Annotated in this window: 25 protein-coding genes; 9 read left to right on the top strand and 16 right to left on the bottom strand. The window is 67.9% G+C overall.

The window, feature by feature from the left end:
• Positions 1-63: 63 nt before the first annotated feature.
• Positions 64-654, top strand: a complete 591-nt coding sequence (locus EV644_RS32735) for an Ig-like domain repeat protein (RefSeq protein ID WP_241999107.1) — start codon at positions 64-66, stop codon at positions 652-654.
• A 59-nt stretch (positions 655-713) separates the two neighbouring features.
• Here EV644_RS32735 and EV644_RS32730 read toward each other — a convergent pair whose 3' ends face one another.
• On the bottom strand, positions 714-1,526 hold the full coding sequence (locus EV644_RS32730; RefSeq protein WP_132193273.1) for an endonuclease/exonuclease/phosphatase family protein: 813 nt from the start codon (positions 1,524-1,526) through the stop codon (positions 714-716).
• A 12-nt stretch (positions 1,527-1,538) separates the two neighbouring features.
• Positions 1,539-1,721: a hypothetical protein gene (locus tag EV644_RS32725; RefSeq protein ID WP_132193271.1), complete on the bottom strand. Its 183-nt coding sequence runs from the start codon at positions 1,719-1,721 to the stop codon at positions 1,539-1,541.
• A gap of 122 nt (positions 1,722-1,843) precedes the next feature.
• On the opposite strand from EV644_RS32725, the gene EV644_RS45620 reads away from it, so the two are divergent.
• Positions 1,844-2,017: a hypothetical protein gene (locus EV644_RS45620; protein ID WP_199234582.1), complete on the top strand. Its 174-nt coding sequence runs from the start codon at positions 1,844-1,846 to the stop codon at positions 2,015-2,017.
• Positions 2,018-2,112: 95 nt separating this feature from the next.
• Here the strand turns inward: EV644_RS45620 and EV644_RS32720 are convergent, their stop codons facing one another.
• Both EV644_RS32720 and EV644_RS32715 read right to left on the bottom strand, forming a co-directional pair.
• Complete coding sequence (locus EV644_RS32720; protein WP_132193269.1) at positions 2,113-2,967, bottom strand: ScoMcrA-related endonuclease; 855 nt, start codon at positions 2,965-2,967, stop codon at positions 2,113-2,115.
• Between the two features lie 274 nt (positions 2,968-3,241).
• The gene (locus tag EV644_RS32715) at positions 3,242-4,138 is read right to left on the bottom strand and encodes a LysR family transcriptional regulator (RefSeq protein WP_199240121.1); all 897 of its coding nucleotides are present in this window, start codon (positions 4,136-4,138) and stop codon (positions 3,242-3,244) included.
• 57 nt (positions 4,139-4,195) lie between these two features.
• On the opposite strand from EV644_RS32715, the gene EV644_RS32710 reads away from it, so the two are divergent.
• Both EV644_RS32710 and EV644_RS32705 read left to right on the top strand, forming a co-directional pair.
• The gene (locus EV644_RS32710; RefSeq protein WP_132193265.1) at positions 4,196-4,990 is read left to right on the top strand and encodes an NAD(P)-dependent oxidoreductase; all 795 of its coding nucleotides are present in this window, start codon (positions 4,196-4,198) and stop codon (positions 4,988-4,990) included.
• A gap of 64 nt (positions 4,991-5,054) precedes the next feature.
• Positions 5,055-5,474 carry an SgcJ/EcaC family oxidoreductase gene (locus EV644_RS32705; protein WP_241999094.1) on the top strand — a complete coding sequence of 140 codons (420 nt, stop codon included), beginning with the start codon at positions 5,055-5,057 and terminating at the stop codon, positions 5,472-5,474.
• A gap of 2 nt (positions 5,475-5,476) precedes the next feature.
• Here the strand turns inward: EV644_RS32705 and EV644_RS32700 are convergent, their stop codons facing one another.
• From EV644_RS32700 to EV644_RS32685, 4 genes are all read right to left on the bottom strand, one after another.
• Entirely contained in the window at positions 5,477-5,803 is a 327-nt protein-coding gene (locus tag EV644_RS32700; protein WP_132193263.1) for a putative quinol monooxygenase, read from the bottom strand.
• Positions 5,804-5,931: 128 nt separating this feature from the next.
• Positions 5,932-6,948 (bottom strand): proline racemase family protein, encoded by a 1,017-nt coding sequence (locus EV644_RS32695; protein ID WP_132193261.1) that lies wholly within the window; start codon positions 6,946-6,948, stop codon positions 5,932-5,934.
• On the bottom strand, positions 6,948-7,772 hold the full coding sequence (proC, locus tag EV644_RS32690) for a pyrroline-5-carboxylate reductase (protein WP_132193259.1): 825 nt from the start codon (positions 7,770-7,772) through the stop codon (positions 6,948-6,950). Before proC ends, EV644_RS32695 begins: the two co-directional genes overlap by 1 nt.
• A 76-nt stretch (positions 7,773-7,848) precedes the next feature.
• Positions 7,849-8,736, bottom strand: coding sequence for a MurR/RpiR family transcriptional regulator (locus tag EV644_RS32685; protein ID WP_132193257.1), 888 nt, complete (start codon positions 8,734-8,736; stop codon positions 7,849-7,851).
• A gap of 112 nt (positions 8,737-8,848) precedes the next feature.
• On the opposite strand from EV644_RS32685, the gene EV644_RS32680 reads away from it, so the two are divergent.
• Entirely contained in the window at positions 8,849-9,664 is an 816-nt protein-coding gene (locus tag EV644_RS32680) for an alpha/beta hydrolase family protein (RefSeq protein WP_132193255.1), read from the top strand.
• Positions 9,665-9,763: 99 nt separating this feature from the next.
• Here EV644_RS32680 and EV644_RS32675 read toward each other — a convergent pair whose 3' ends face one another.
• The 3 genes from EV644_RS32675 to EV644_RS32665 form a co-directional block, all read right to left on the bottom strand.
• Positions 9,764-9,958: a hypothetical protein gene (locus tag EV644_RS32675; protein WP_132193253.1), complete on the bottom strand. Its 195-nt coding sequence runs from the start codon at positions 9,956-9,958 to the stop codon at positions 9,764-9,766.
• Positions 9,959-10,260: 302 nt separating this feature from the next.
• On the bottom strand, positions 10,261-11,034 hold the full coding sequence (locus tag EV644_RS32670) for an ABC transporter permease (RefSeq protein ID WP_132193251.1): 774 nt from the start codon (positions 11,032-11,034) through the stop codon (positions 10,261-10,263).
• Entirely contained in the window at positions 11,031-11,942 is a 912-nt protein-coding gene (locus tag EV644_RS32665) for an ATP-binding cassette domain-containing protein (RefSeq protein WP_132193249.1), read from the bottom strand. Before EV644_RS32665 ends, EV644_RS32670 begins: the two co-directional genes overlap by 4 nt.
• Before the next feature lie 80 nt (positions 11,943-12,022).
• On the opposite strand from EV644_RS32665, the gene EV644_RS32660 reads away from it, so the two are divergent.
• Entirely contained in the window at positions 12,023-12,769 is a 747-nt protein-coding gene (locus tag EV644_RS32660) for a TetR/AcrR family transcriptional regulator (RefSeq protein ID WP_132193353.1), read from the top strand.
• Here the strand turns inward: EV644_RS32660 and EV644_RS32655 are convergent.
• Together EV644_RS32655 and EV644_RS32650 are read right to left on the bottom strand one after the other, a co-directional pair.
• A complete protein-coding gene (locus EV644_RS32655; protein WP_132193247.1) occupies positions 12,766-13,395 on the bottom strand; it encodes a nucleoside/nucleotide kinase family protein in 630 nt (209 codons plus the stop codon). The two genes, EV644_RS32660 and EV644_RS32655, sit on opposite strands and share 4 nt — an antisense overlap.
• Before the next feature lie 39 nt (positions 13,396-13,434).
• Positions 13,435-14,808 carry an FAD-dependent monooxygenase gene (locus EV644_RS32650; RefSeq protein ID WP_132193245.1) on the bottom strand — a complete coding sequence of 458 codons (1,374 nt, stop codon included), beginning with the start codon at positions 14,806-14,808 and terminating at the stop codon, positions 13,435-13,437.
• A gap of 87 nt (positions 14,809-14,895) precedes the next feature.
• Here EV644_RS32650 and EV644_RS32645 point away from each other — a divergent pair, with 87 nt between their 5' ends.
• Positions 14,896-15,495 (top strand): TetR/AcrR family transcriptional regulator, encoded by a 600-nt coding sequence (locus EV644_RS32645; RefSeq protein WP_199240120.1) that lies wholly within the window; start codon positions 14,896-14,898, stop codon positions 15,493-15,495.
• A gap of 72 nt (positions 15,496-15,567) precedes the next feature.
• Here the strand turns inward: EV644_RS32645 and ligD are convergent, their stop codons facing one another.
• The 3 genes from ligD to EV644_RS32630 all read right to left on the bottom strand — a co-directional run bounded on the left by ligD (position 15,568) and on the right by EV644_RS32630 (position 19,033).
• On the bottom strand, positions 15,568-16,548 hold the full coding sequence (gene ligD, locus EV644_RS32640; RefSeq protein WP_132193241.1) for a non-homologous end-joining DNA ligase: 981 nt from the start codon (positions 16,546-16,548) through the stop codon (positions 15,568-15,570).
• 69 nt (positions 16,549-16,617) lie between these two features.
• On the bottom strand, positions 16,618-17,763 hold the full coding sequence (locus EV644_RS32635; protein WP_132193239.1) for a branched-chain amino acid aminotransferase: 1,146 nt from the start codon (positions 17,761-17,763) through the stop codon (positions 16,618-16,620).
• Between the two features lies 1 nt (position 17,764).
• Positions 17,765-19,033 (bottom strand): helix-turn-helix domain-containing protein, encoded by a 1,269-nt coding sequence (locus EV644_RS32630; protein WP_132193237.1) that lies wholly within the window; start codon positions 19,031-19,033, stop codon positions 17,765-17,767.
• A gap of 229 nt (positions 19,034-19,262) precedes the next feature.
• Here EV644_RS32630 and EV644_RS48295 point away from each other — a divergent pair, with 229 nt between their 5' ends.
• Positions 19,263-19,709, top strand: coding sequence for a hypothetical protein (locus EV644_RS48295; protein ID WP_500789602.1), 447 nt, complete (start codon positions 19,263-19,265; stop codon positions 19,707-19,709).
• Between the two features lie 72 nt (positions 19,710-19,781).
• Positions 19,782-20,609 carry a helix-turn-helix transcriptional regulator gene (locus tag EV644_RS32625; RefSeq protein WP_132193235.1) on the top strand — a complete coding sequence of 276 codons (828 nt, stop codon included), beginning with the start codon at positions 19,782-19,784 and terminating at the stop codon, positions 20,607-20,609.
• The last annotated feature ends 11 nt before the right edge of the window (positions 20,610-20,620 follow it).

Here is a 20,620-nt window from a genome sequence, read left to right as displayed (position 1 = left end):
GCACAGTCCGGGCTGGTCGCGTTCGTTGGCGCGCTACAGCACCTGAGACTCGGAGCGTTGAGCGTGACGGCGAACGGCCCGGCCACGGTGACGTGGTCCGGCCTCGCATCGGCCGCGTCGTACGCGTGGATCGTTTCGGCGAAGAGCGCTGACGACGGCACTGCGGTGGCGCAGCCGGCCGTGTTCCGCACTCCCAAGGGGCAGCCGACCGTGAGCGTGACCTCGGCGCCGGTGGACTGGGGCACTGCGGCGAAGGTGGCTGTGAAGGTCGCGGCGGGCGCAGTACCGGTGTCGGGCACAGTCGAGTTGCGCGAGGGCACCACGGTCCGTGGTTCTGCCGCTCTCTCTGACGGCAGCGCGACGCTCTCGCTTCCGGTAGGACTTGCGGCCGGCAGCCACACGCTGACCGCGTCGTACTCCGGCAGCGATCTCCTCGAGGCAGGCCAGGGCACTGTCACGGTGACGGTGAACCTGCCGCCGGCGTGGAGCTCGGCGCCGCTCTACAAGGCCGGTGCCAAGGTCAGCTACAACAGCAAGCCGTACCTGGCTGCCTGGGCGAGCAAGAACCAGAAGCCGGGCGATCCGAATGGCGCTTGGCAGGAGCTCGCAGTGGCGACATCGTCCGCTACGACCGGAACGGCCCCTGGAAACTGATCCGCTAGTCAGCACACGCACCGCGGCCGGGGACTCCATTGTCCCCGGCCGCTTCGCGTCTACTCGGCGACCACCAGTTCGGCACACAGCCCGAGGTGGTCGGAGACGTAGCCCGATCCGCTGGGCATCGCGAGCTTGCCGGTGAAGTTCAGCTCTGCGGACACCACCTCGATCGGGCCGGCGAGCAAGACGAAGTCGATGCAGTGTGGGGTCCTACCCTGCTCCAGGAACTCGGCGTGGAATGTCGGCGCACACTCCCCACCGAAGGCGTCGACGAGCTTGGTCTCCGACAGGAACGCGCGGTACAAGGTGCTCTCGCGCGAAATGTTGAAGTCGCCTGAGACGATGATCGGCGCCTGGGCCGAGCCGACGACACGGGCTAGTCCGGCCAGTTGGCTCCGATGCATTCGATAGAAGCGATTCGTCACCGACCAATCGCCGTCGAAGTTGGCCAGTAGGTGCGTGTTGACGATGCTGACCTGAGGTTCCACCAGTCGGCTGACCAGCGCACCCTTCAACGGAGCCTTGAGCCGGGCCAACTGCGAAACTCCCGCCGTCTGCTCGGCTGACAGCATCGGGAACCGCTTGTACTTCGTACTCGCGACTGCCCGCCGCGAGAACGTCACCACGCCGCCAGCCGGGCCGACCACCGACTGCCGGTAGCTCGCCGTCCCGAACGAAGGCATGGCCCTCGTCAGGTGCCTCAAGTGGTAGTACGTCAACACCTCCTGGAAGTTGACGACATCCACCTCCGACGCCTCGAACGCAGCCCCGATCGCCCGATAGCGCTCCACCAATCGCGAGCTCTTGATCGACGTTCCCCGCGTGTTCAGGGAAGCAACCACCAGCCGCTCCCCGGCTTCCTGGCTCATTGCGGATCTCCGTCAGGCGAAGTGATTGGCGGCGGCTTGGACCTTGGCGACGTAGGACTTCCACTCGTCGGGGGTGGCGAAGGTGGTGTCGTTGTCGTCGGCGCGGCCGTCGATGAGTTCGCGGGTGATGGCGAGGTGGCCGCCGTGGGAGTTCTCCTCGCCGAGCACGCGGAGGTCGACCGGTCGCTGTGCCATCTGGCCATCCTGCTGCATTTGTGGGTCCTTCAAGTTCGGTGGAGGTCAGGGGTGGTGAGATCTTGTGCGGTGTGGGTCGCGGGAGTTAGATGAGCGCTCCCGTACTCCGATAGGAGATGTTGATGTTCGCGATCATCGCCGCAGTGATCTTTGGGTTGGCGCTCATCCTGGATTGGGCCGATGCCACGGTCAGCGACGCGTTCACACCCCAGACCCTGCTGATGGCGGGCCTGCTCTGCATCGCCCTCCACCTAGCCGGTATCGGCGCCTCCACCAAGTGGCGAGGCCGCCGGTAACCACCGCGGCACGGACGTCGTGCCAGCCGCTCGCAAGACGAAGGCCCGGACCATGATGGTCCGGGCCTTCGTCAAGCGGGGTTGGTGATTCGCGGTCAGTCGCAGTAGTCGCAGGCGCCGCTGGTGGGGACCTGGAGGTTGCACTTGGGGCACTTGGTGATGGGGCGTTCGGCGATGGCGGCCTTGCGGGCTCGTTCGCGCGCCGCGGCCAGCTTCGGCATCAGGGTGGGGGCACCGCCGCCCCGCGGGAGGTCGGTGGCCTCGAAGTGGCGGTAGCAAGCCAGGCGTTCACCGGCGGCGTGGACATCAGGGTCGCTGGGTGACTCACCAGTGGCGGCGGCCACGGCTGCGGCGTACCCCTCACCGACACTGCCTTCGATGTTGACGCAGAGGGACGAGAGGAGCGGCTCTTCGCGCTTGGCGGAGTCCGCTGTGACCAAGTCGAGCACGCCGCCGATCCAATGGCGCATCGGCTGCTTGGTACGGATACCCGCGCGGTACTGCACCTCCTGCGAGAGGTCTTTGTAGGTGACGACGCCCTGATAGCGGCTGGCGGCATCCAGCAGTACTTCGCGCGCCGCGGCCGCCCAGGCAGCCTGTGTCTCGCTTACCCCGACCTCAGCGGACTCACGCCACTCACCAGTCGCAGGGCGGTCGACAACCTCCGCGGGCTGTACGGAGGCCACGTCGAACCCCAGCGCACTCAGGATCTTCTCCGCGTCCTCGGTCCCGTCCGTGAACGCCGAATCCGAGGCGACGGTTCCGGTCGCGTACCTGTGAGCCACCCCGAGGATCGCCTTCGAGTCGTAGCTCCGCCCCTCGTGCCGGAGCACCTGCTCTCGCCCATCCCCGAATCCGTACCCGCTCAGAAAGTCGTCCGCCCCACGTTCGTCGTACTCGTCGAGAGTGCTGATGACATGGTCACGCGTGACGACTCCAAAGTTGGGCACACCCCCGACAGTACGTCGGTCACCCCTCAATTGAAGATTCCTCCGCCTGCGGCTGAATCCCCCGGCCGTCAGGTCACGGCGTATCCGAGCAGGAGGATCAGGTTGGGGAGGGCATTCCACGATGCTGTTCAGCCAGAGTTGGGTCGGGCTGTGAGCATGACGACGGCCAGGAAGATGTGTTGGCAGGGCGGTGAGGTGGATGAGGGCGGTGGCGGCGTCATTGTGTTCAGGTGGTCACCCCCGGTTCTCAATATGGTACGAGGCCCTGACTATTTCAAGCCCGATCGTGCAGTACTTCGAGGAACGCGCGGGCGGCGGGGGAGGCGGAGATCCCGCGGGTGGTTGCCGAGTACACCTGCCGGGGTGGGATGTCGTCCGGGTGGATCAGCGCGAGCTTGACGTCGCGGCGTACGGCGTCGACGGCGAGGGAGGGGATCAGGGTGATTCCGATGCCGGCGGCAACGAAGCCCTGCTTGGCGATCCAGTCGCGGGCGACGAATCCGATCCGTGGCTGGAACCCGGTCCGCAGGCACGCGCTGATCAAGGTGTCCTCGGGGCGCGAGCTGCCGGCGATCCACTCCTCGTCCTGGAGGTCCGTCAGGCGGAGTTGGCGCTTGCCCGCGAGGCGGTGGTCGGGCGGCAGAGCGACGTACATGAAGTCGTCGCAGATCTTGCGCAGGTCGAATCCGTCGAGGTGCTGGACCGTCGGGTAGCTCACCACCGCCACGTCCGCGTCGCCCGAGCCGAGCAGCTCCAGCAGGCCGGGAGTGAACCCTTCGCGCAGCGTCACGGTGACCTCGGGGTGGCGGTGCTGAAAGGTCGCGATGGCCTGAGGGACGAGGGCGGCGTCGGCTGTGGCGAAGGCGGCTACTCGGAGGCGTCCGGTGGCGAGTTCGCGAAGGTCGGTGAGTTCTCGCCGGGCTGCGTCGAGTCGGTCGAGCACCGCTTCCGCGTGAATGAGGAGGCGACGGCCGGGCTCGGTCAGGCGGACTCCCCGCGGCAGGCGGTCGAACAGCGCAGTACCGGCTTCGTCTTCCAGGGTTGAGATCTGGCGGGAGACGGCGGACTGCGTGTAGCCCAGTGCGGGCGCGGCTGCGGTGAACGAGCCGAGCCGGGCGACCTCGACGAAGACCCGCAGGAGTGGGGTCGAGAAGTCATGCTGCGGGGGCATGGGTCCCATGCTAGACATTCGCTTCTCACATTGCTAAGGCGTGCCTAGCGTGGAGGCATGGACAAGAACACAAGGGTTGCGTTTCTGGGGTTGGGATCGATGGGTGCGCCGATGGCTCGGCGGGTGGCTGAGGCCGGCTATCCGTTGACGGTGTGGAACCGCTCGGCCGGACGGGCGGAGGGGTTCGAGAAGGTGGCCGCGTCGCCGGGGGAGGCAGTTCGGGATGCCGATGTCGTGGTGACGATGCTGGCCGATCCGGCGGCCGTTGGTGAAGTGGTGAGCGCGCTGGCCGCTGAGCTCAAGCCGGGCGCGACGCTGATCGAGGCCTCGACGATCGGGCCGGCGGCGCTGGCCGAGGTGACCGCGCTGATTCCGGCCGGCGTCAACGTCGTCGATGCCCCGGTGATGGGTAGCGTCGACAGGGCCGCTAACGGCGAACTGTCCCTGATGGTCGGTGGTGACGCTGACGAGGTGATGCCGTTGCTGGAGATCTTCGGCACGGTGAATCGGACCGGAGCGGCCGGGACCGGGGCGGCGATGAAGCTCGTTCTGATCAACGGGATCGTCAACGGAGTGGCGCTGATCGGCGAGGCGATGGCGCTCGCGGATTCGTTCGGGCTGCCGGAGGAGCAGGTGAAGCGCGCGATGGCGACGTCGCCGCTGGCAGGCATCGCCGGACGAGCATTTGCCGAGGGCTCCTACTTCCCGGTTCGCCTTGCGGCCAAGGATGTCGGACTGGCCGCGGCAGCAGCCAAGTTGCCGATAGCAAGCGCGATCCACGACCGCCTCACCGCCTACCCGGACGCCAGCAACGAGGACGTCGGCCAGATCGTCAAGTACTTCAGAAGCTGAGCACCCCTTCCTGACCGCGACGATGCTTGACCTCAAGTGAGGTTCAAGCTGGAGGATCTCGGGCATGGATATCGAGATCTCGGGGCAGGTTCCCAGTCAGGCTGACGTCGAGGCGATTGTGGCGTTGGTGGCGGCGGTCGAGGTGGCGCAGCAGACGGAGGACGTCGACGGGTTCATCGCGCTCTTCAGGAAGGACGCGCTCTGGGTGACGGGACATGGCAAGCGGCTCTACGGCCGCGACACCATCCACGAGTTCACCCGCCGCGTCCTTCCGGGTGCGACCAAGGACTCCTACGCGACCTACAAGCCGGATCACCTGCTCTTCGTGCGCCCCGACATCGCGGTGGTCAACGTCACCCAGACCTACATCCACCGCGATGGCAAAACCCCCGACGACCACGGCAGCCCGGTCTACTTCCTGGCCAAGGACGGCACCCACTGGCAGATAGCCGCCGCCCAGAACACCGTCGTAGCACCGGACTGAAGTCAGCGGTTGACGGCCAGCTCGCCTAGTTCGGACCAGTCGTTCTGGGGGAGTTTGAAGTTGACGATTCGGGGGGTTTCGGTGAGGTGGGGTGGGAGGGACTGCTGGGCGGCTTTGAAGTGGGGGGATTTGACGTGGGCGCCGGCGGCCTCGTCGTCCCGGAAGGCTTCGACCAGGACGTACTCGGTCGGGTCGTCGAGGCTACGGGACCAGTCGAACCACAGGCAGCCCGCCTCGCTCCGGGTCGCGGCGGTGAAGTCGGCCGTGATCTCCGGCCACTTGTCGGCGTGCTCGGGCAGGACCCGGAACTTGGCGGTGATGAAGATCATGACTGGACTCCCTGGAACGAGGACACGACAGGGCGATGCTATCGAGGTCCGCCGGGCCCCGGATGTGTCATTTCGAGACAGCCTTGTACTCCGGTACGCGGGACGCGGCCGCAGTACGCCGGAACTGATCAGCGCAGGGTGAAACCAGTGCCAAGGGGATCCCTGGGGTCGAGGGTGAAGGTGGCCGTGCCGGTGCGGTACGCGCTGCCTTCGACCTCGGTGATCACCGCGGCACGGCCCTCGGCGACGACCTCCTCGACCACGCGGCCGAGAAAGGTGGTCCCGACGATGGAGTCGTGCCGGAGCACCTGGCCCGGCCCGAGCCGCCCCTCGTCGGCGAGGAGCGCGATCCGGGCGGAGGTACCCGAGCCGCAGGGCGACCGGTCCACCTCCCCGTCGGCGAAGATCGCGACATTGCGCTGGTGTGGACCACCATCGTCAGAGGAGCCCAGGTCGTCGTAGAGGAGGGTGCCGTAGATGCCATCCAGGCGGCTGTCGCTCGGATGGCGAGCCCAAGGGGTTTCGTTCAGCGCCCACTTCACCTCGCGGCCGAGCGCGATCAGGTCGGCGTAGTTCTCGGGTGTCACCGCGAGGCCGACCGACGAAGCCTGGACCGATGCGTAGAACGCGCCGCCGAAGCTGATGTCGGCCAGGACGAGCCCCCATCGCGTCATCACCTTCGCCGCGCGCGTCACGACGTACGAGGGGATGTTGCGGAAGGCAACGCGTTGCACCACACCACCGGAACAGGTGACCCGGGCAACGACCCGGCCGGAGGGTACGTCGACCACGACCTCGGTGTCGCCGTCGGCCGACGCGGCGACCCGGCTCGTCTCCACCGCCCAGGTGCCGAGCGCGATCGTGCCGTGTCCGCAGGCGGTCGAGTAGCCGTCCTTGTGCCAGAAGAGCACGCCGAAGTCGGCGCCGTCGTCGTTGCCGGGGACAACGAATCCGCCGTACATGTCGGCATGTCCGCGGGGTTCGTTCACGAGTAGTTGCCGGACCGCATCGACCTCGGCGGAGGACCGGGCGAACTCACGGCGCTCGGGAACGGTCGCGCCGGGGATCTCCCCGAAGCCCTCGGTGACGATCCGGAAGGGCTCTCCGGCGGTGTGGTAGTCGGTGACGGTCACTGGCTCCGGCATCACGCACTCCTCTGTTCGACGGACCGGTCGCGAGCTGCCTCCGCGGCTGACATCACGGCCGCCCGGACAGCACCGCCCTCGAGGGCGCGGATGGCCGCGATGGTCATGCCGCCAGGACTGCTGACCTCCGCCCGCAGTCGGACCGCTTCGTCACCTGCTTCCCGCAACATGAGGCCGGCGCCGACAGCCGTCTGGTTCACCAGCTCGACGGCGAGCGGCCGCGACAGCCCGAGCAGGACACCGGCGTCGATCAGCGCTTCGGCCAGGTAGAAGAAGTACGCCGGGCCGCTGCCCGAGAGTGCGGTGACCGCGTCCAGCTGGCTCTCAGGGACACGGACGACTCGGCCAACGCATTCCATCAGGCTCTGGACCTTGTCCAGGTCGGCTGGCTGAGCATGAGTGCCGGCACTGATGGCGGTCATGCCCTCGCCGACAGAGGCGGCCGTATTCGGCATGCAGCGCACCACTGGGTTCTTGCCGGCCAGCGACCCCTCGATCTGCGCGATGCCGATCGCCCCCGCAGCCGAGATGATCAGGTGTTCGTCCGTGAGGTTCCCGGACAGCTCGGCGAGTACGCCGGCCACGTGGTACGGCTTGACGACGATGAGGATGGTCCCTGCCCGCTGTGCGGCCTCGTCGAGCGTGGTCGTCGCGACGCCGAAGGTGCTGGTCAGGTACTCCGCTCGCTCGGGCGAGGCCTCGACCACCAGGATCCGGTCCGAGGTGTACGGCGGAGACTCGCCGCCCAGGAGGCCCGCGAGCATCGCGGAGCCCATGTTGCCTCCGCCGATCAACGCCAGGGTGGTCGAGATGTCAGAGACCATCGGGGAGTCCCCTCTCAGAGCGTGGTTGTAGCGAATACTACACCGTTACGGGGATCCGTATTCAATGCTACAGGGCTCAGAAGCCGAGTTGCTGGCGGATGGTCTCCAGGGTGTGGGCGGACTCCAGGGTCTGTTCGGTGTCGGCGGCGGCGACCGCCTGGGCGAGGGCGTCGGTCACGACGATGGTGGTGAGCACCTCGGCGGTGATGCCGGTGACCGTGTTCGGCACGTGGATCGCGACGGTGACGTCGTCCGCCAGCTTCTCGGCGACCAGTTGCTCGCTGAGCAGGATGATGCCGGCGCCGACGGCGCGGGCCCGGTCGATCACCGTCTGGGCGTCGATGATCAGGCGGCCCGGCGCGATCACGATGACGACGTCGCCGCGCTCGATCGCGAGCAGGTCGTCGGCCAGCCGGAAGCCCGCGGTCTGGATGCAGCGGCTGCGCCGGCCGAGGCGGCGGAGCTTCAGCGTCAGGTGCTCGGCGGCGACGTAGTTGGCGCCGAAGCCGTAGGTGGTGATCTCACGGGCCTCGAGCATCAGCCGGACCGCCTCTTTGTACGAGTCCATCGCCAGGTGCTCGTCCAGGAACTCGATCCGCTCGATCGCCTCTCTGATCACCCGGTCCCAGACGTGCTTGGGATCGCCGCCGGTCATCTCCATCCGGTTGCGCAGGCGCTCCTCGCGGTGAGCCTGGGTGAACGGCGCCGCGACCATGTCCTTCAGCTCGGCCAGTCCGGCGTAACCCAGCAGTTGCAGCGTCCGGATCACGGTCGCGTTGCTCGTCTTGCTCTCCACGCCGAGCTCCTGGGCGGACAGGTAGAGCAGCCGCTCGGGCGAGATCTCCGAAAGGGACCGGCATACCGAACGTGCGGCCGGGGTGAACGCATCCCAGTGTTCCCGGATCCGGGATCGCAGCTCGACGATCGCCGCATTCTTGGTAACCCCTGTTACGTCATCGATCATCTGTGTATCATCCGATCCCATCGAGCTGTAACGAACAGTTCAAGGCTCGTGGTTCTGTAGTAGGCGCTTCTGCACTAGATGGTATGTCCCCCGCACTCACCGAAGGACATTGATGACCCACACCTCGACGTTCTACCAGCGCGGTTCGACCCCGATCTTCGCGTCGCAGGCCGATCCGCGACTGCACTACTGCCTGTACGTGCCGGCGAACGTGGCCCCGGAGGACAAGGCGCCGCTGGTCGTGATCCAGCACGGCACCGCCCGGTCGGCGACGAAGTACCGCGACGAGTGGAAGCAGTTCTCCGAGGACCACGGGGTCGTCATCCTGACTCCGATCTTCCCGGCGGGGCTGGTGGACCCGACCGACCTGCACAACTTCAAGTTCATCGAGTACGAGGGCATCCGGTTCGACCACATGCTGCTCGCGATCATCGACGAGGTGGCCGAGCGGTACCCGGTCGAGTCCGCGCAGTTCTACCTGCACGGGTTCTCCGGCGGCGGGCAGTTCGTCCACCGGTTCTTCTACCTGCACCCCGAGCGGCTGGCGGGGTTGTCGATCGGCGCGCCGGGCCGGATCACCGAACTGGACGACAGCCTGGACTGGTGGCTCGGTACCAAGGGGTTCGAGCAGAGGTTCGGCCAGTCGATCGATGTCCCGGCGCTGCGCAAGGTGCCGATCCAGATGGTCGTCGGCAGTGAGGACACCGAGACCTGGGAGATCATGAACCGTGGCGAGTCGAACTGGATGGACGGCGCCGAGAAGACCGGCACCACCCGGATCGAGCGGTTGCGGACGCTGGAGCGCAACTACCTCTCCCACGGTCTGGACGTCACCTTCGATGTCGTCGAGGGCGTGGCGCACTCCGGCCGCTCCGTCACCCCTGTGGTCGCCCGCTACTTCGCCGGCCTGATCGACACCTCGGCCTAGCCACAACGTCCGCGACCCCGGCTAGCCGCGGAATTGGAAGTCCGCAGTTGGCCGGGGCCAGGGGAGAGGCGATGAGTTCAGGTCGCCGGAAGCAATGGATCAAGCGGCTGCGCGGGTGCGGTTGCGGCTGGCCCAGACGGCTCGGCGGAGTTTGGCTTTGTCGGGATAGCCGGCGGCTCTGCCGATCATGTAGACGTCATGACTGCGCATGTTCACCATCGCGGCGACGAACCAGACGGGGTTCCCCTCGGCCAGCATGGTGACGATCATCTGGTTGGTGCTGTTCTCGAACATCCTGACCCTCTCCCTTGGTTGTGCTCTTACTGGTACGTCGGATCAGGTCGACCGAATTGGACACGGGTCGCGAAGATTTCTGGGATTTTTTGGCAGCTCGCGCGTTCGGCCGGTGGTGTCCGGGCAAACGAATGCCCCAGTCGATGACCGGGGCACTCGCCCGTGCGGGTCCCGGGGGGAGTGGGACCACCACACGTGGGGGGACCTCAAATTTATCTCGGCGCCAGGGTCAGCACGGAACGAGACCGGCGATTCTCACCAATGTGTCCGCTGAGCGGTTCGAAGTCTGCCCCCATGGTCGCTCAGCCCCTTGCGCGACGACGGAAGAGGACTGTCGCCAACGTGAACGAGAACAGGAATAGACCGGTGCACCAGGCCAGGGCGATCCACCCGGTGCCGTTCATACCGGTACCGGTCAGGAAGCCGCGCACGGTCTCGATGACTGGCGTGATCGGTTGGTGCTCGCTGATCGGTCGCAGGAACGCGGGCATCGTCTCGACCTGGACGAAGGCGCTGCTCAGGTAGGGCACGAACAGCATGAAGAAGCTCAGCGTGCTCGCCGACTCGACCGACTTGGCGATCACCCCGAGCGCGGCCGCCAGCCAGGAGAGCGCGACGACGTACAGCAGCAGCAGGCCGATCGCGCCCAGCCAGTCCAGCGGACCGGCGTCCGGGCGGAAGCCCATCGCCAGCGACGCGAGCAGGACGATCGCGGTGGAGATCGCGTTGCGCGCGACGCTCGCCGTCACGTGTCCGGTGAGGACGGCGAAACTGCGGATCGGCAGCGACCGCAACCGGTCGATCATCCCGGTCGTCATGTCGTCGGCGACCGCCATCGCGGTGTTCGAGGCGCCGTACCCGGTGGTCAGCAACAAGATGCCGGGGACAACATAATTGATGTACTCCGTCCCGGTGCTGATCGCGCCGCCGAAGACGTAGACGAACAACGCCATCATCAGCAGCGGCAGCAGGATCGACACGAACAAGGTGTCGACGTTGCGCCGGGTCAGCCGGATGCTGCGGTCGATCATGGTCGCCGTGTCGCTCACCGCGGCACCGAATCCGTCGTGGGTCATCGCAACTCCTGGGCGGTGAGGGTGAGGAACACGTCGTCGAGTGTCGGGCGGTGTGACGAGACGCGGCTCGGGAGCAGCCCCTCGTCGCGAAGTTGATCGAGCACGTGGTGGAGATGCGCGGCGGTCCCGTCGGACGGCAGGTTGAGCAGTGGCCCGTCCGCCAGACCACCGAGGAGCCCGGCCGCCTTGCGGGCCGCCACCTCGTCGGCGAGGTACAACTCGATCCGTTCGCCGCCGATCTGGGTCTTCAGCGCGTCGGCTGTTCCGGACGCGGTGATCCGGCCCTTGTCGAGCAGGACGATCCGGTCGGCCAGGCGGTCGGCCTCCTCGAGGTACTGGGTGGTGAGCAGGATCGTGGTGCCGTCACGCACGAGGTCGCCGATCGCGTGCCACATGGTCAGCCGGCTGGCCGGATCGAGGCCGGTGGTCGGCTCGTCGAGGAAGATCACCCGCGGTCGCGCGACCAGGCTCATCGCCAGGTCGAGGCGCCGGCCCATCCCGCCCGAATAGGTCTTGGCGCGCCGGTTCATCGCGCCCGTGAGATCGAACTGCTCGAGCAGTTGCTGCGCGCGCTGCCGGGCCCTGCCGCGTTTGAGGTGCATCAGCCGGCCGACCATGACGAGGTTCTCAAGGCCGGTCTGGTTGTCGTCGACCGCCGCGTGCTGACCCGTCAGGCTGATCACCCCGCGGACCTTGGCCGGCTCGCGGACCACGTCGTACCCGGCGATCGTCGCGTGCCCTTCGTCCGGTCTGGCGAGCGTCGTCAGGATGCGGACGATCGTGGTCTTGCCCGCGCCGTTCGGCCCGAGCAGGGCGAGCACCGACCCCTCGGGTACGGCGAGGTCGACGCCCTCCAGGACCGAGGTCGGCCCGAACGATTTCCGCAGCCCCACTGCTTCGACGATCATGGTCCCTCCGCATTGCGTATTAGGTACGCTAATTAGCGTAACAGGTACGCAGTACAGGTTTCTAGACTGAGGCGGTGGAGATGAAGGAGCAGCCCGACCTGCCGGCCGATGTCGCCCTGATGTGGGGGCTGCAGGCCGTCACCAGGCGCGGCCCCAAGCCGTCGCTGTCGGTCGAGGACATCACCAGGGCCGCGATCGGGATCGCCGACGCCGAGGGTCTGAGTGCGGTCTCGATGGCGCGGGTGGCGGAGCGGCTCGGCAACTCGACGATGGCGCTCTACCGGCACGTGAAGAGCAAGGACGAGCTGCTGGTGCTGATGTCCGATGCCGCGCTCGAGCGTCCCCAGCCGCTGCCGGACGGGATCGACTGGCGGACCGGGCTGGTCTTCTGGTCGCACGGGGTGATGACTGCGGTGCGGGCTCACCGCTGGTACGCGCAACTCCCGATCTCCGGACCGCCGGCCGGGCCGAACAACCTCGCCTGGCTCGACTCGGCACTCGGTGCGCTGAAGGACACCGGGCTGACCGAGGAGGGCAAGGTCGGCGTGGTGATGGGCCTGATGACGTACGTGCAGGGTGAGATGCGCCTCAGCTCGGACCTTGCCGCCGGGTACGCCGACAACCCCGACGCCTTCAGCCGGTACGGCGCGACGCTGGCGCGGGTGGTCGATCCGCGCCAGCTGCCGGCCCTTGCCGCGGCGCTCGCGGCCGGGGTGTTCGACGATTCGGCATCGTCGTTCACGGATGACTCCGACGCGGACTTCGACTTCGGGCTGCAGCTCTATCTGGACGGGGTGGCCGGCTTCATCGCGCGGATGACCGGCTAGGAGAGTTTCAGGATCGCGTCCGCGGCGGAGGCCGACGCCGCGATCAGCAACGCGTTCGCCTCATCGCTTCCGTAGGTTCTCGCCCGGGCCTCCTCGGCGGATCGGCCGTACCGCATGTGCCGGGCCTGCAGGCGTTCGTGCCTGACGTCCGCGTCGAGATCGATATACCAACACTCATCGAGCAGCGCCCGACCTGTTGCCCAGGGCGCCTCGTCGAACAGCAGGTAGTTGCCTTCGGTAACCACCAGTGATACCTCCGGCAGGATGGCGATGCCGGCGGCAATGGAATCCTCGAGCTCGCGATCGAACCGTGGCGCCCAGATCGTCTCGTCGGCAGCCTCCTTCAGCCGCTTGAGCAGGGCGACGAACCCGTACACGTCGAAGGTCTGTGGCGCGCCTTTGACCGCGGCGAGCCCGAGTGATTCCAGCGCCGCCTGCGCCAGGTGGTACCCATCCATCGGAACCAGCGCGACCTGGTGGCCCCAGGCAACCAGGTCGGCCGTGAGCTGTTCGGCGTACGTCGACTTGCCGGCCGCGGGGGCGCCGGTGATACCGAGGATCGCGCGGTGGCCACTGGTGGCCAGCGCCACGGCGCGAGTCAGGGCGGTCTCTCGATTCAGCTGCACCCCGGAGATTTTGTCAGGCCTGCGCAAGGTCGGCCTTGATCAGGCGAGATAGCCGTCCGGGCGGATCAGGATCTCGTCGCCGTCTGACGCGTAGTAGAACTTGAACGCGTCAGGCGACGTGTAGGAGTCCGGCTGAGTACTGCGTACTACGGCCACCGCGTGCGGGTGGGTCGTCGGGGTACTGGGGGAGAACCGCAGCAGGGTTTCCGACGGGCCGCGGAACAGGTCGAAGAGGCGCAGGTGATTGCCCTGGGCATCGATCAGCGGGGAGTCCGGAGCCCGGTCGCCGGAGGCAAGCGGGGCGGTGTCGCCGGCCGCGCGGTAGCTGACGTCGAGCTGGCGGGTTTGTTCGCCGCGTTCCATGGCTCGCTCGTCACCGTCGCGGTGCTTCTGCATCAGGTCTTCGCTGATACCGAGGACTCTGGCCGCGTTGGCGCGGCGCTCGCTCTCATAGGTCTCCAGAATCTCCTCGCGTCCGTCCTCGAGTTTCCAGCCGAGGTTGTAGGCGTCCTGGACTCCCGTGTTGAGGCCTTGGCCACCCGTCGGCGGATGGACGTGCGCGGCGTCACCCGCGATGAAGACACGCCCGACCCGGAACCGCTCGGCCAGGCGGACGTTGGGTCGCCAGATCGTGCACCAGGTGAGGTTGCGCAGCTTGGCGACTCCCTTGCCGGCGAACCGGTCGACGAGTTCCTGCAGCGTTGCCAGCGAAGGATCCACCTCGTCGTTGTCGAGCGGCGTACCGAACTGGAACTGGTCGCCGCCGGACAGCGGAGTCATCGCGATCCCGGCCATCGGGTTGTCCGGGCCGGCGAACCAGTGGCCGTAATCGTGGTCGAGCCCGTCGGCGGAGACGTCGCCCAGCAACATCCGGATCGACTCGTCGGTGGTGCCCTCGAAGGCGATGCCGAGGGTCTTGCGGACAAAGCTGCGGCCGCCGTCCGCGCCTATGAGGTAGTCGACCTCGACCGTCTCCCCGGTGGACAGTCCGGCGGTCAACCCGTCGTCGGTCTGGGTGAAGCTGGTCAGTTCGGTGTTGAGCTCGACCTTGACGCCGAACTCCTCGAGCCGGGCACGGAGGATCGCCTCGGTGTGCGACTGGCCGAGCATCCAGGCGTTCGGGTACGGCACGTCCGGCGTGGGGTCGGCGGGCTCGCTCATCCGGCGCTCGCCGACGAACCTCCCGCCGATCGAGATCCGCATCACCGGCATCGGCATGCCCTGCTCGAGGACCTGGTCGATCACGCCGAGGTCGTCGAACACCTCCAGCGTGCGCGGCTGGAGCCCGTCACCCCGTGAGCCGTTGAAGTAGTCGGCTGCCTTCTCGATCAGCCGTACTCCGACGCCGCGTCGCGCCAGGTCGATGGCGAGCGTCAGGCCGGTCGGTCCGGCTCCCGCGATCAGCACGTTCATCTGGTTCTCCTCTTGACTGAATCATGATTCACTGAATGTGAATTCAGAATGAACCTCGCTAGGGTGCTCTGTCAAGGAGGAGGTGTTGTGACGACCACTCGCAGGGAGCAGGCGGCCGGGACCGAGGCGGCGCTGAAGCAGGCCGCCCGGGAGGTGTTCGCCGAGCGCGGCTACGTGAACACCAAGATCACCGACATCACCGCGGCGGCGGGCCGGGCGACGGGGTCGTTCTACAACCACTTCGCCGGCAAGGAGGAGATCCTCGAAGCGCTGCTGAAGGACATGCTCGCCGAGGCGGACGAGGCCGTCCACGTCGATGCCACGCATGACGCGGACTTCAGCAAGATCGAGTCGATCCGCTGGCACGTCGCCGCGTTCTGGCGGTTCTACCAGGCGCACATCCCGGAGATGGTCGCGCTGAAGCAGGCGGCGATGGTCAATCCCGAGCTCGGCCGCCGGCTCCAGCAGATCATGGCCGACGACGATGCCCACATGGTCGAGCACCTCTCCCAGCTGCCTGGCCCGCAGCCAGATCCTCTGCTCCAGATCTCGGCCATGAACTCCTTGATGGAGGGCTTCGCCTACACCTGGCTGGTGGTCAACCCCGCCGCCGGCCAGACCATCCCCGACGACGAAGCCATCAGCCTGCTCACCAACCTCCTTCACCACGGCTTCACCGGCCGCTAGAACAAACGGCCACCCGGCTTGGCGAAAACCGAGCTCCGTGGATGACTGCAGGAGTTCAAACGGACAGGCGGGTCACTCGTCCGGGGGTGGGGGTTCTTCGGCGCCTTCGCGTTCGTCGCGGGCGGCCCACTCGAGCAGGGTGTCGAGAGAGTAGGCGGTGTCGTCGATGGTGGAGTGCAGGTCGCCCAGCTCGGCGAACCGGGCCGGGACCGTGGCGATGGTGAACGCCTTCGGGTCGACGTCGTCGATCTCGTCCCAGTGGATCGGCGTCGACACCGTCCCCTCGGGGTTGCCGCGGACCGAGTACGCGCTGGCGATCGTGTGGTCCCGCGCGTTCTGGTTGTAGTCCACGAACAACTTCTTCGGGTCGCGGTCCTTGCGCCACCAGGTCGTGGTGACGTCCTCCGGCGCGCGGCGCTCCACCTCGCGCGCGAAGGCCAGCGCCGCCCGGCGTACGTCGGAGAAGCCGTGCTCGGGCTTGATCCGCACGTAGATGTGGATGCCGGAACCACCCGAGGTCTTCGGGTACCCGATGGCGCCTAGGTCGTCGAGGACCTCCCGGGCCACGTGGGCGACCCGGCGGACCCGGTCGAAGGGGCAGTCGGGCATCGGGTCGAGGTCGATCCGCCACTCGTCGGGCTTCTCGGTGTCGGCGCGGCGGGAGTTCCAGGGGTGGAACTCGACCGTGGACATCTGCACGGCCCAGGCGACATGGGCGAGTTCGGTGACGCACAACTCGTCGGCGGTCCGGTTGTACCGCGGGAAGTGCACGCGCACCGTCTCCATCCACGGCGGGGCGCCGTGCGGCAGACGTTTCTGGTGCACCTTCTCCCCGGCGAGACCCTCGGGGAACCGGTGCATCATGCACGGGCGCTCGCGCAGCGCACGCACGATCCCGTCGCCGACGGACAGGTAGTAGTTGACGAGATCGAGCTTCGTCTCGCCGCGAGCAGGGAAGTAGACCCGGTCGGGATTGGAGATCCGGACCGTGCGTTCCCCGACCTGGATCTCGATCGCCGGCGTCTTCTTCTTGGCCGCCTTGGACTCTGCCATGCCGCCAACCTAACCGCCCCGGCCGACATCCGGCAGCAACCGAGGCGACATGGCCCTAGGCGTCAAGCTTCAGGCGAGGCGGGTGAGCCAGCCTCGGGGGTCGGGGACGCGGCCGTACTGGAGGTCGAGGAGGGAGGCGCGGAGCGAGGCGGTGACCGGGCCGACGCCGTGGTCGACGGAATGGTCGCCGATGGTCAGGTCGCCCTCGGCCCAGGCGAGCCGGCCGATCGGGGTGATCACCGCGGCCGTGCCGGAGGCGAACGCCTCGGTGATGTCGCCGCTGCGCACCCCGTCGCGCCACTCGTCCGCGGAGATGCGGCGCTCCTCGACCTTGTGGCCGAGGTCCTCCGCCAGTTCGAGCACGGAGGCGCGGGTGACGCCCTCCAGGATCGAGCCGGACAGCTCGGGCGTGACGATCCGGCCGTCGGAGTACACGAAGAAGACGTTCATGCTGCCGCTCTCCTCGATCCAGCGGCGCTCGACCGCGTCGAGGTAGACGACCTGGTCGCAGCCGTTGGCGACCGCCTCGGCCAGCGCGGCGAGGCTCGCGGCGTAGTTGCCGCCGCACTTGGCCGCGCCCGTGCCACCCGGCGTCGCCCGGATCGAGGTGGTCGACAGCCAGATGGAGACCGGCTTCGGTCCCGTGTTGAAGTACGGGCCGGCAGGTGACGCGATGACGCCGAACAGCACCTCACGGGCCGGTCGAACGCTCAGTGCGGCCTCGGTGGCGATCATGTAGGGCCGGAGGTAGAGGCTGGTCTCGCCACTGCCCGCCGGCGGCACCCAGACCTCGTCGACGGTCACCAGCGCACGCAGTGCCGCAACGAAGTCCTCCTGCGGCACCTCGGGCAGAGCGAGTCGCTGGGCGCTCCTGCTGAACCGTGCGGCGTTCACCTCGGGTCGGAACGCCCAGACCGAGCCGTCCTCGTGCCGGAACACCTTCAGACCCTCGAAGATCTCCTGCGCGTAGTGCAGCACCGCGGCGGCCGGGCTGACTCGCAGCGGCGCGTAGGCGGTCACCTTCTGGTCATGCCAGCCGAGGTCGCTGGTCCACGACGCGAGCACCATGTGGTCGGTGAAGGCCTGGCCGAAGCCCGGCTTGTCCAGTACCGCGGTACGCGCCTCCGTCGTCGCCGGGTCGCTCCGCAACTCGACCTCGAAGTCCCACGCGCCTGACACCGTCGCTGCCCGATTTTCGACTGTCACTCTCGGCACGCTACCCCTGCGGCCAGCCAGAGCTCGACCCGCTGCCCACACTCCGGTCGTGGTACGGCCTGCGCACCAGTAGCTCGCGATAGTCCCGCACCGCAGCACGACCAAGGTCCTTGCCTTGTACTGCGGAGAGCACGCGCCCGGCGGCCTCGTACAAGTAGTGGGTGTGCCACTGGTCCGGCAGTTCGACCAGTACGCGCATTGCCACCGCCAGCCCGGCAGCAACCTCGCCATCTAGGACCAGGCAGCGCGCGAGCACCAACTCGAGCTCGGCTCGCTCGCGCAAACTCCCGGCCGGGCACAACGCCAGCGCGCGGTCCAGCGCCAGATAGGCCGGGTCCGTCTCGCCAAGCGCCGCCTGCACGAGACCCTCCACCCAGGACGTCTTGTACTCCGACCAGTCGAACAGCGAGGTGGCTCCGCCAGACCTGACCGGCCAATCGTCCGCCACCGCCAGGAGGTTCTGCAGGGCTCGCCGGGCATCCTCTGGCCGGTCGAGCTGCGCCAGGATCTGGGCGCGGGCCGCTAGCGCACGGGCGGTGCAGCTGGGGCGGTCGGCGAGAGTCAGCGCGTCCCCGGCCAGCTCCAGGAGGTCTGTGAGCGGGCGGCGCTCGGACAATCCGCTGATCGCCTCCCATCCGCGCGCCAGGCTCGTCACTCGCGGCTCGGCGGAGCTGTCAGCCGCGGCGCGGGCGGTCCGCCACCATCTCCCCGCCGCCTGGAGCCGGCCGATTCCCGTCAGGGTCAGCGCGATCAGCACACTCAGCTCGGCAGCCGGGACCGCGAGCTCCGAGGTGGTCCACCCGTCCTCAGCTGACCTCTCCGCTGCTTCGGCCCGGAGGAGCTGGAGGTCCCCGGTGAGCTCGGGGAGGAGCTCGGCCAGCGGAGTCACCGGGAAGTCCCGCGCGTGGTCCCTGGTCACCGCGCTCCACTCGTCGGCCTGGAGCACCTTGCCCACCGAGTCGGCCAGGCCGCGCCGTACGGTCTCCAGCACGTCGACTCCGGCCGTCGGCGTCTTGAGCAGGGCAGGCGACGGTGGACCGGCCGGCTGGGGGAGTGGGCGGGCCAGTGTGTAGGCGGTCGCCAAGGTGTCGCCTGTTCCCAGCTCACGGTCGCAGAGCCGGGCCAAGTGGGCCGACCCCGGCCGCTGCCCTCGCTCCACCTGGGACAGGTAGCTGTGGTCGTAGCCCACCCGGGTCGCAAGTTGCCGCAAGCTCAGAGCGGCCGCCTGCCGGGACCGCCTCAACTGCACGCCGAACGCTGCCTCAGCCACAGGATCCTCCCCCGCTCGAGCTGCGGGCCGGGCTGGCCGGCCCACTGGTCACGCCTGGTGGTTGCGGTGCGTACCGGGAACGCTACAAGGGCCTACCGACAGAACACGACGCAGCGGCGTCCGGCCCGGCATCGCAAGCCCACAAGCACTTGTGGCGGCCTGTGGGCGGTCCGAACAGCCCACAGCTCACACCTGGTGACCACGCCCCCGCACCGATCAGCCTGCAGAGGTGAACCAGCAGACCACGCCGCAGCGGGAGTCGAGACTCTTCCAGCTGCTCCGCCCTGCTCCGGGCGTCAGAGGTCCAGCAGGAGACGGCGCTGGGGAGGCGGTGGCTGAGGGGGTCGAGTGGGCGGACGGGGCGGTGACGCTGCGGTGGCTGGGGCAGTGGCCGGCGGTGTCGGTGTGGAGTGGTGGTGTCGCCGCAGTGCTGGCTGCTCACGGCCGGGCCGGCGACACCACGATCCGCTGGCTCCCAACCTCAACGCCAACCACGGCCCCAACCACGGCCCCAAGCCCAACCCCGACCGTCCGCACTGCTCCAGATCCTGCTGCCGCCGGAAACACCGTGCGACAGGTCCCGGCGCAGGGAGCCCTGTGGATTCCGGCGGCCGGCGCGGACGGGTTGTGTGTCCGGTGCGGGCGGGTCTGGCCGTGCCTCAGCTGTGGGCCGTAGGGAGCGATCGGGCTGCATGCCCACTGAGACAACGGTGTCAGGTCACCGTGAGGCGGTCTACTCTGACACTCTGTGGGCGATGGCGAGCGGACGAAGAGGCCGGCGGTGTACGACGACCAGGCGACGCAGGATGAACGCGTAGTGGAGGACGAAGAGACTCTCGCGGATCCGCTGGACGAGCTCGACGCGCAGTTGTCGAGATTGCGCAGCGTGGCGGATGAGCTGCGTGGGTCCCGCGGCAAGGCGGTGCTGACCGGGAACCAGGTCGAGCTGATCGAGGACGGCCCGACCCTGCTCCGGACGTACGAGCGGCTGCAGGAGGAGGCGAAGCGCGAAGTACGGGTGCTCGATCGGCCGCCGTACGTGACTCCGCCGTCGAACCAGCAGCAGTTGGAGCTGGATCGGCTGCGGGCCGGGGTCTGCTACCGGGCGATCTACGGCACCGAGGTCTTCGAGAGCCAGGACATCATGGGGGTACTGCCGGAGTTGCAGTCGGCGGGGGAGGTTAGCCGCGTCCTCGCCCAGGTGCCGATGAAGATGGCGGTCGGTGATGACGACACCGCCTTGATCGGGCTGACCAAGCGGGCCGTCGGCGACTACCACCTGCTGATCCGGTCATCGGGTTTGCTCGACGGATTGATTGCGACCTTCGAGATGCTGTGGGCGCTCTCGATCCCGATGCCGGCCCTGCCGTTCAGCGGCGACTTCACGAGTTTGCGGCCCGCCGACCGCGACATCCTGCTCCTGCTCGCAGGCGGAGCCACCGACGACAAGATCAGCCGGCATCTCCGGATCAGTCCCCGGACCACCCAGCGCCGGGTCCGCGCGCTGATGGAATCCCTCGGCGCGCAGACCCGGTTCCAGGCCGGCGTGCAGGCTGCCCGCCGCCGCTGGATCTGAACCGCCCTTGC

It is taken from the genome of Kribbella orskensis (assembly GCF_004342085.1).
GTDB lineage: Bacteria > Actinomycetota > Actinomycetes > Propionibacteriales > Kribbellaceae > Kribbella > Kribbella orskensis.
The sequence above is the reverse complement of the archived record's forward strand: the minus strand, read 5'-3'. Positions and strand labels throughout refer to the sequence as shown.

Excerpts from the sequence above, each read along its gene's own strand:
- EV644_RS32650 (WP_132193245.1), bottom strand. The coding sequence starts at position 14,808 with ATGAACGTGCTGATCGCGGGAGCCGGACCGACCGGCCTGACGCTCGCC.
- EV644_RS32730 (WP_132193273.1), bottom strand. The coding sequence starts at position 1,526 with ATGAGCCAGGAAGCCGGGGAGCGGCTGGTGGTTGCTTCCCTGAACACG.
- EV644_RS32675 (WP_132193253.1), bottom strand. The coding sequence starts at position 9,958 with ATGTTCGAGAACAGCACCAACCAGATGATCGTCACCATGCTGGCCGAG.
- ligD (WP_132193241.1), bottom strand. The coding sequence starts at position 16,548 with ATGGCAGAGTCCAAGGCGGCCAAGAAGAAGACGCCGGCGATCGAGATC.
- EV644_RS32715 (WP_199240121.1), bottom strand. The coding sequence starts at position 4,138 with ATGCCCCCGCAGCATGACTTCTCGACCCCACTCCTGCGGGTCTTCGTC.
- EV644_RS45620 (WP_199234582.1), top strand. The coding sequence starts at position 1,844 with ATGTTCGCGATCATCGCCGCAGTGATCTTTGGGTTGGCGCTCATCCTG.
- EV644_RS32685 (WP_132193257.1), bottom strand. The coding sequence starts at position 8,736 with ATGATCGATGACGTAACAGGGGTTACCAAGAATGCGGCGATCGTCGAG.
- EV644_RS32665 (WP_132193249.1), bottom strand. The coding sequence starts at position 11,942 with ATGATCGTCGAAGCAGTGGGGCTGCGGAAATCGTTCGGGCCGACCTCG.
- EV644_RS32725 (WP_132193271.1), bottom strand. The coding sequence starts at position 1,721 with ATGGCACAGCGACCGGTCGACCTCCGCGTGCTCGGCGAGGAGAACTCC.
- EV644_RS32670 (WP_132193251.1), bottom strand. The coding sequence starts at position 11,034 with ATGACCCACGACGGATTCGGTGCCGCGGTGAGCGACACGGCGACCATG.
- EV644_RS32695 (WP_132193261.1), bottom strand. The coding sequence starts at position 6,948 with ATGCCGGAGCCAGTGACCGTCACCGACTACCACACCGCCGGAGAGCCC.
- EV644_RS32680 (WP_132193255.1), top strand. The coding sequence starts at position 8,849 with ATGACCCACACCTCGACGTTCTACCAGCGCGGTTCGACCCCGATCTTC.
- EV644_RS32700 (WP_132193263.1), bottom strand. The coding sequence starts at position 5,803 with ATGATCTTCATCACCGCCAAGTTCCGGGTCCTGCCCGAGCACGCCGAC.
- proC (WP_132193259.1), bottom strand. The coding sequence starts at position 7,772 with ATGGTCTCTGACATCTCGACCACCCTGGCGTTGATCGGCGGAGGCAAC.
- EV644_RS32660 (WP_132193353.1), top strand. The coding sequence starts at position 12,023 with ATGAAGGAGCAGCCCGACCTGCCGGCCGATGTCGCCCTGATGTGGGGG.
- EV644_RS32705 (WP_241999094.1), top strand. The coding sequence starts at position 5,055 with ATGGATATCGAGATCTCGGGGCAGGTTCCCAGTCAGGCTGACGTCGAG.
- EV644_RS32710 (WP_132193265.1), top strand. The coding sequence starts at position 4,196 with ATGGACAAGAACACAAGGGTTGCGTTTCTGGGGTTGGGATCGATGGGT.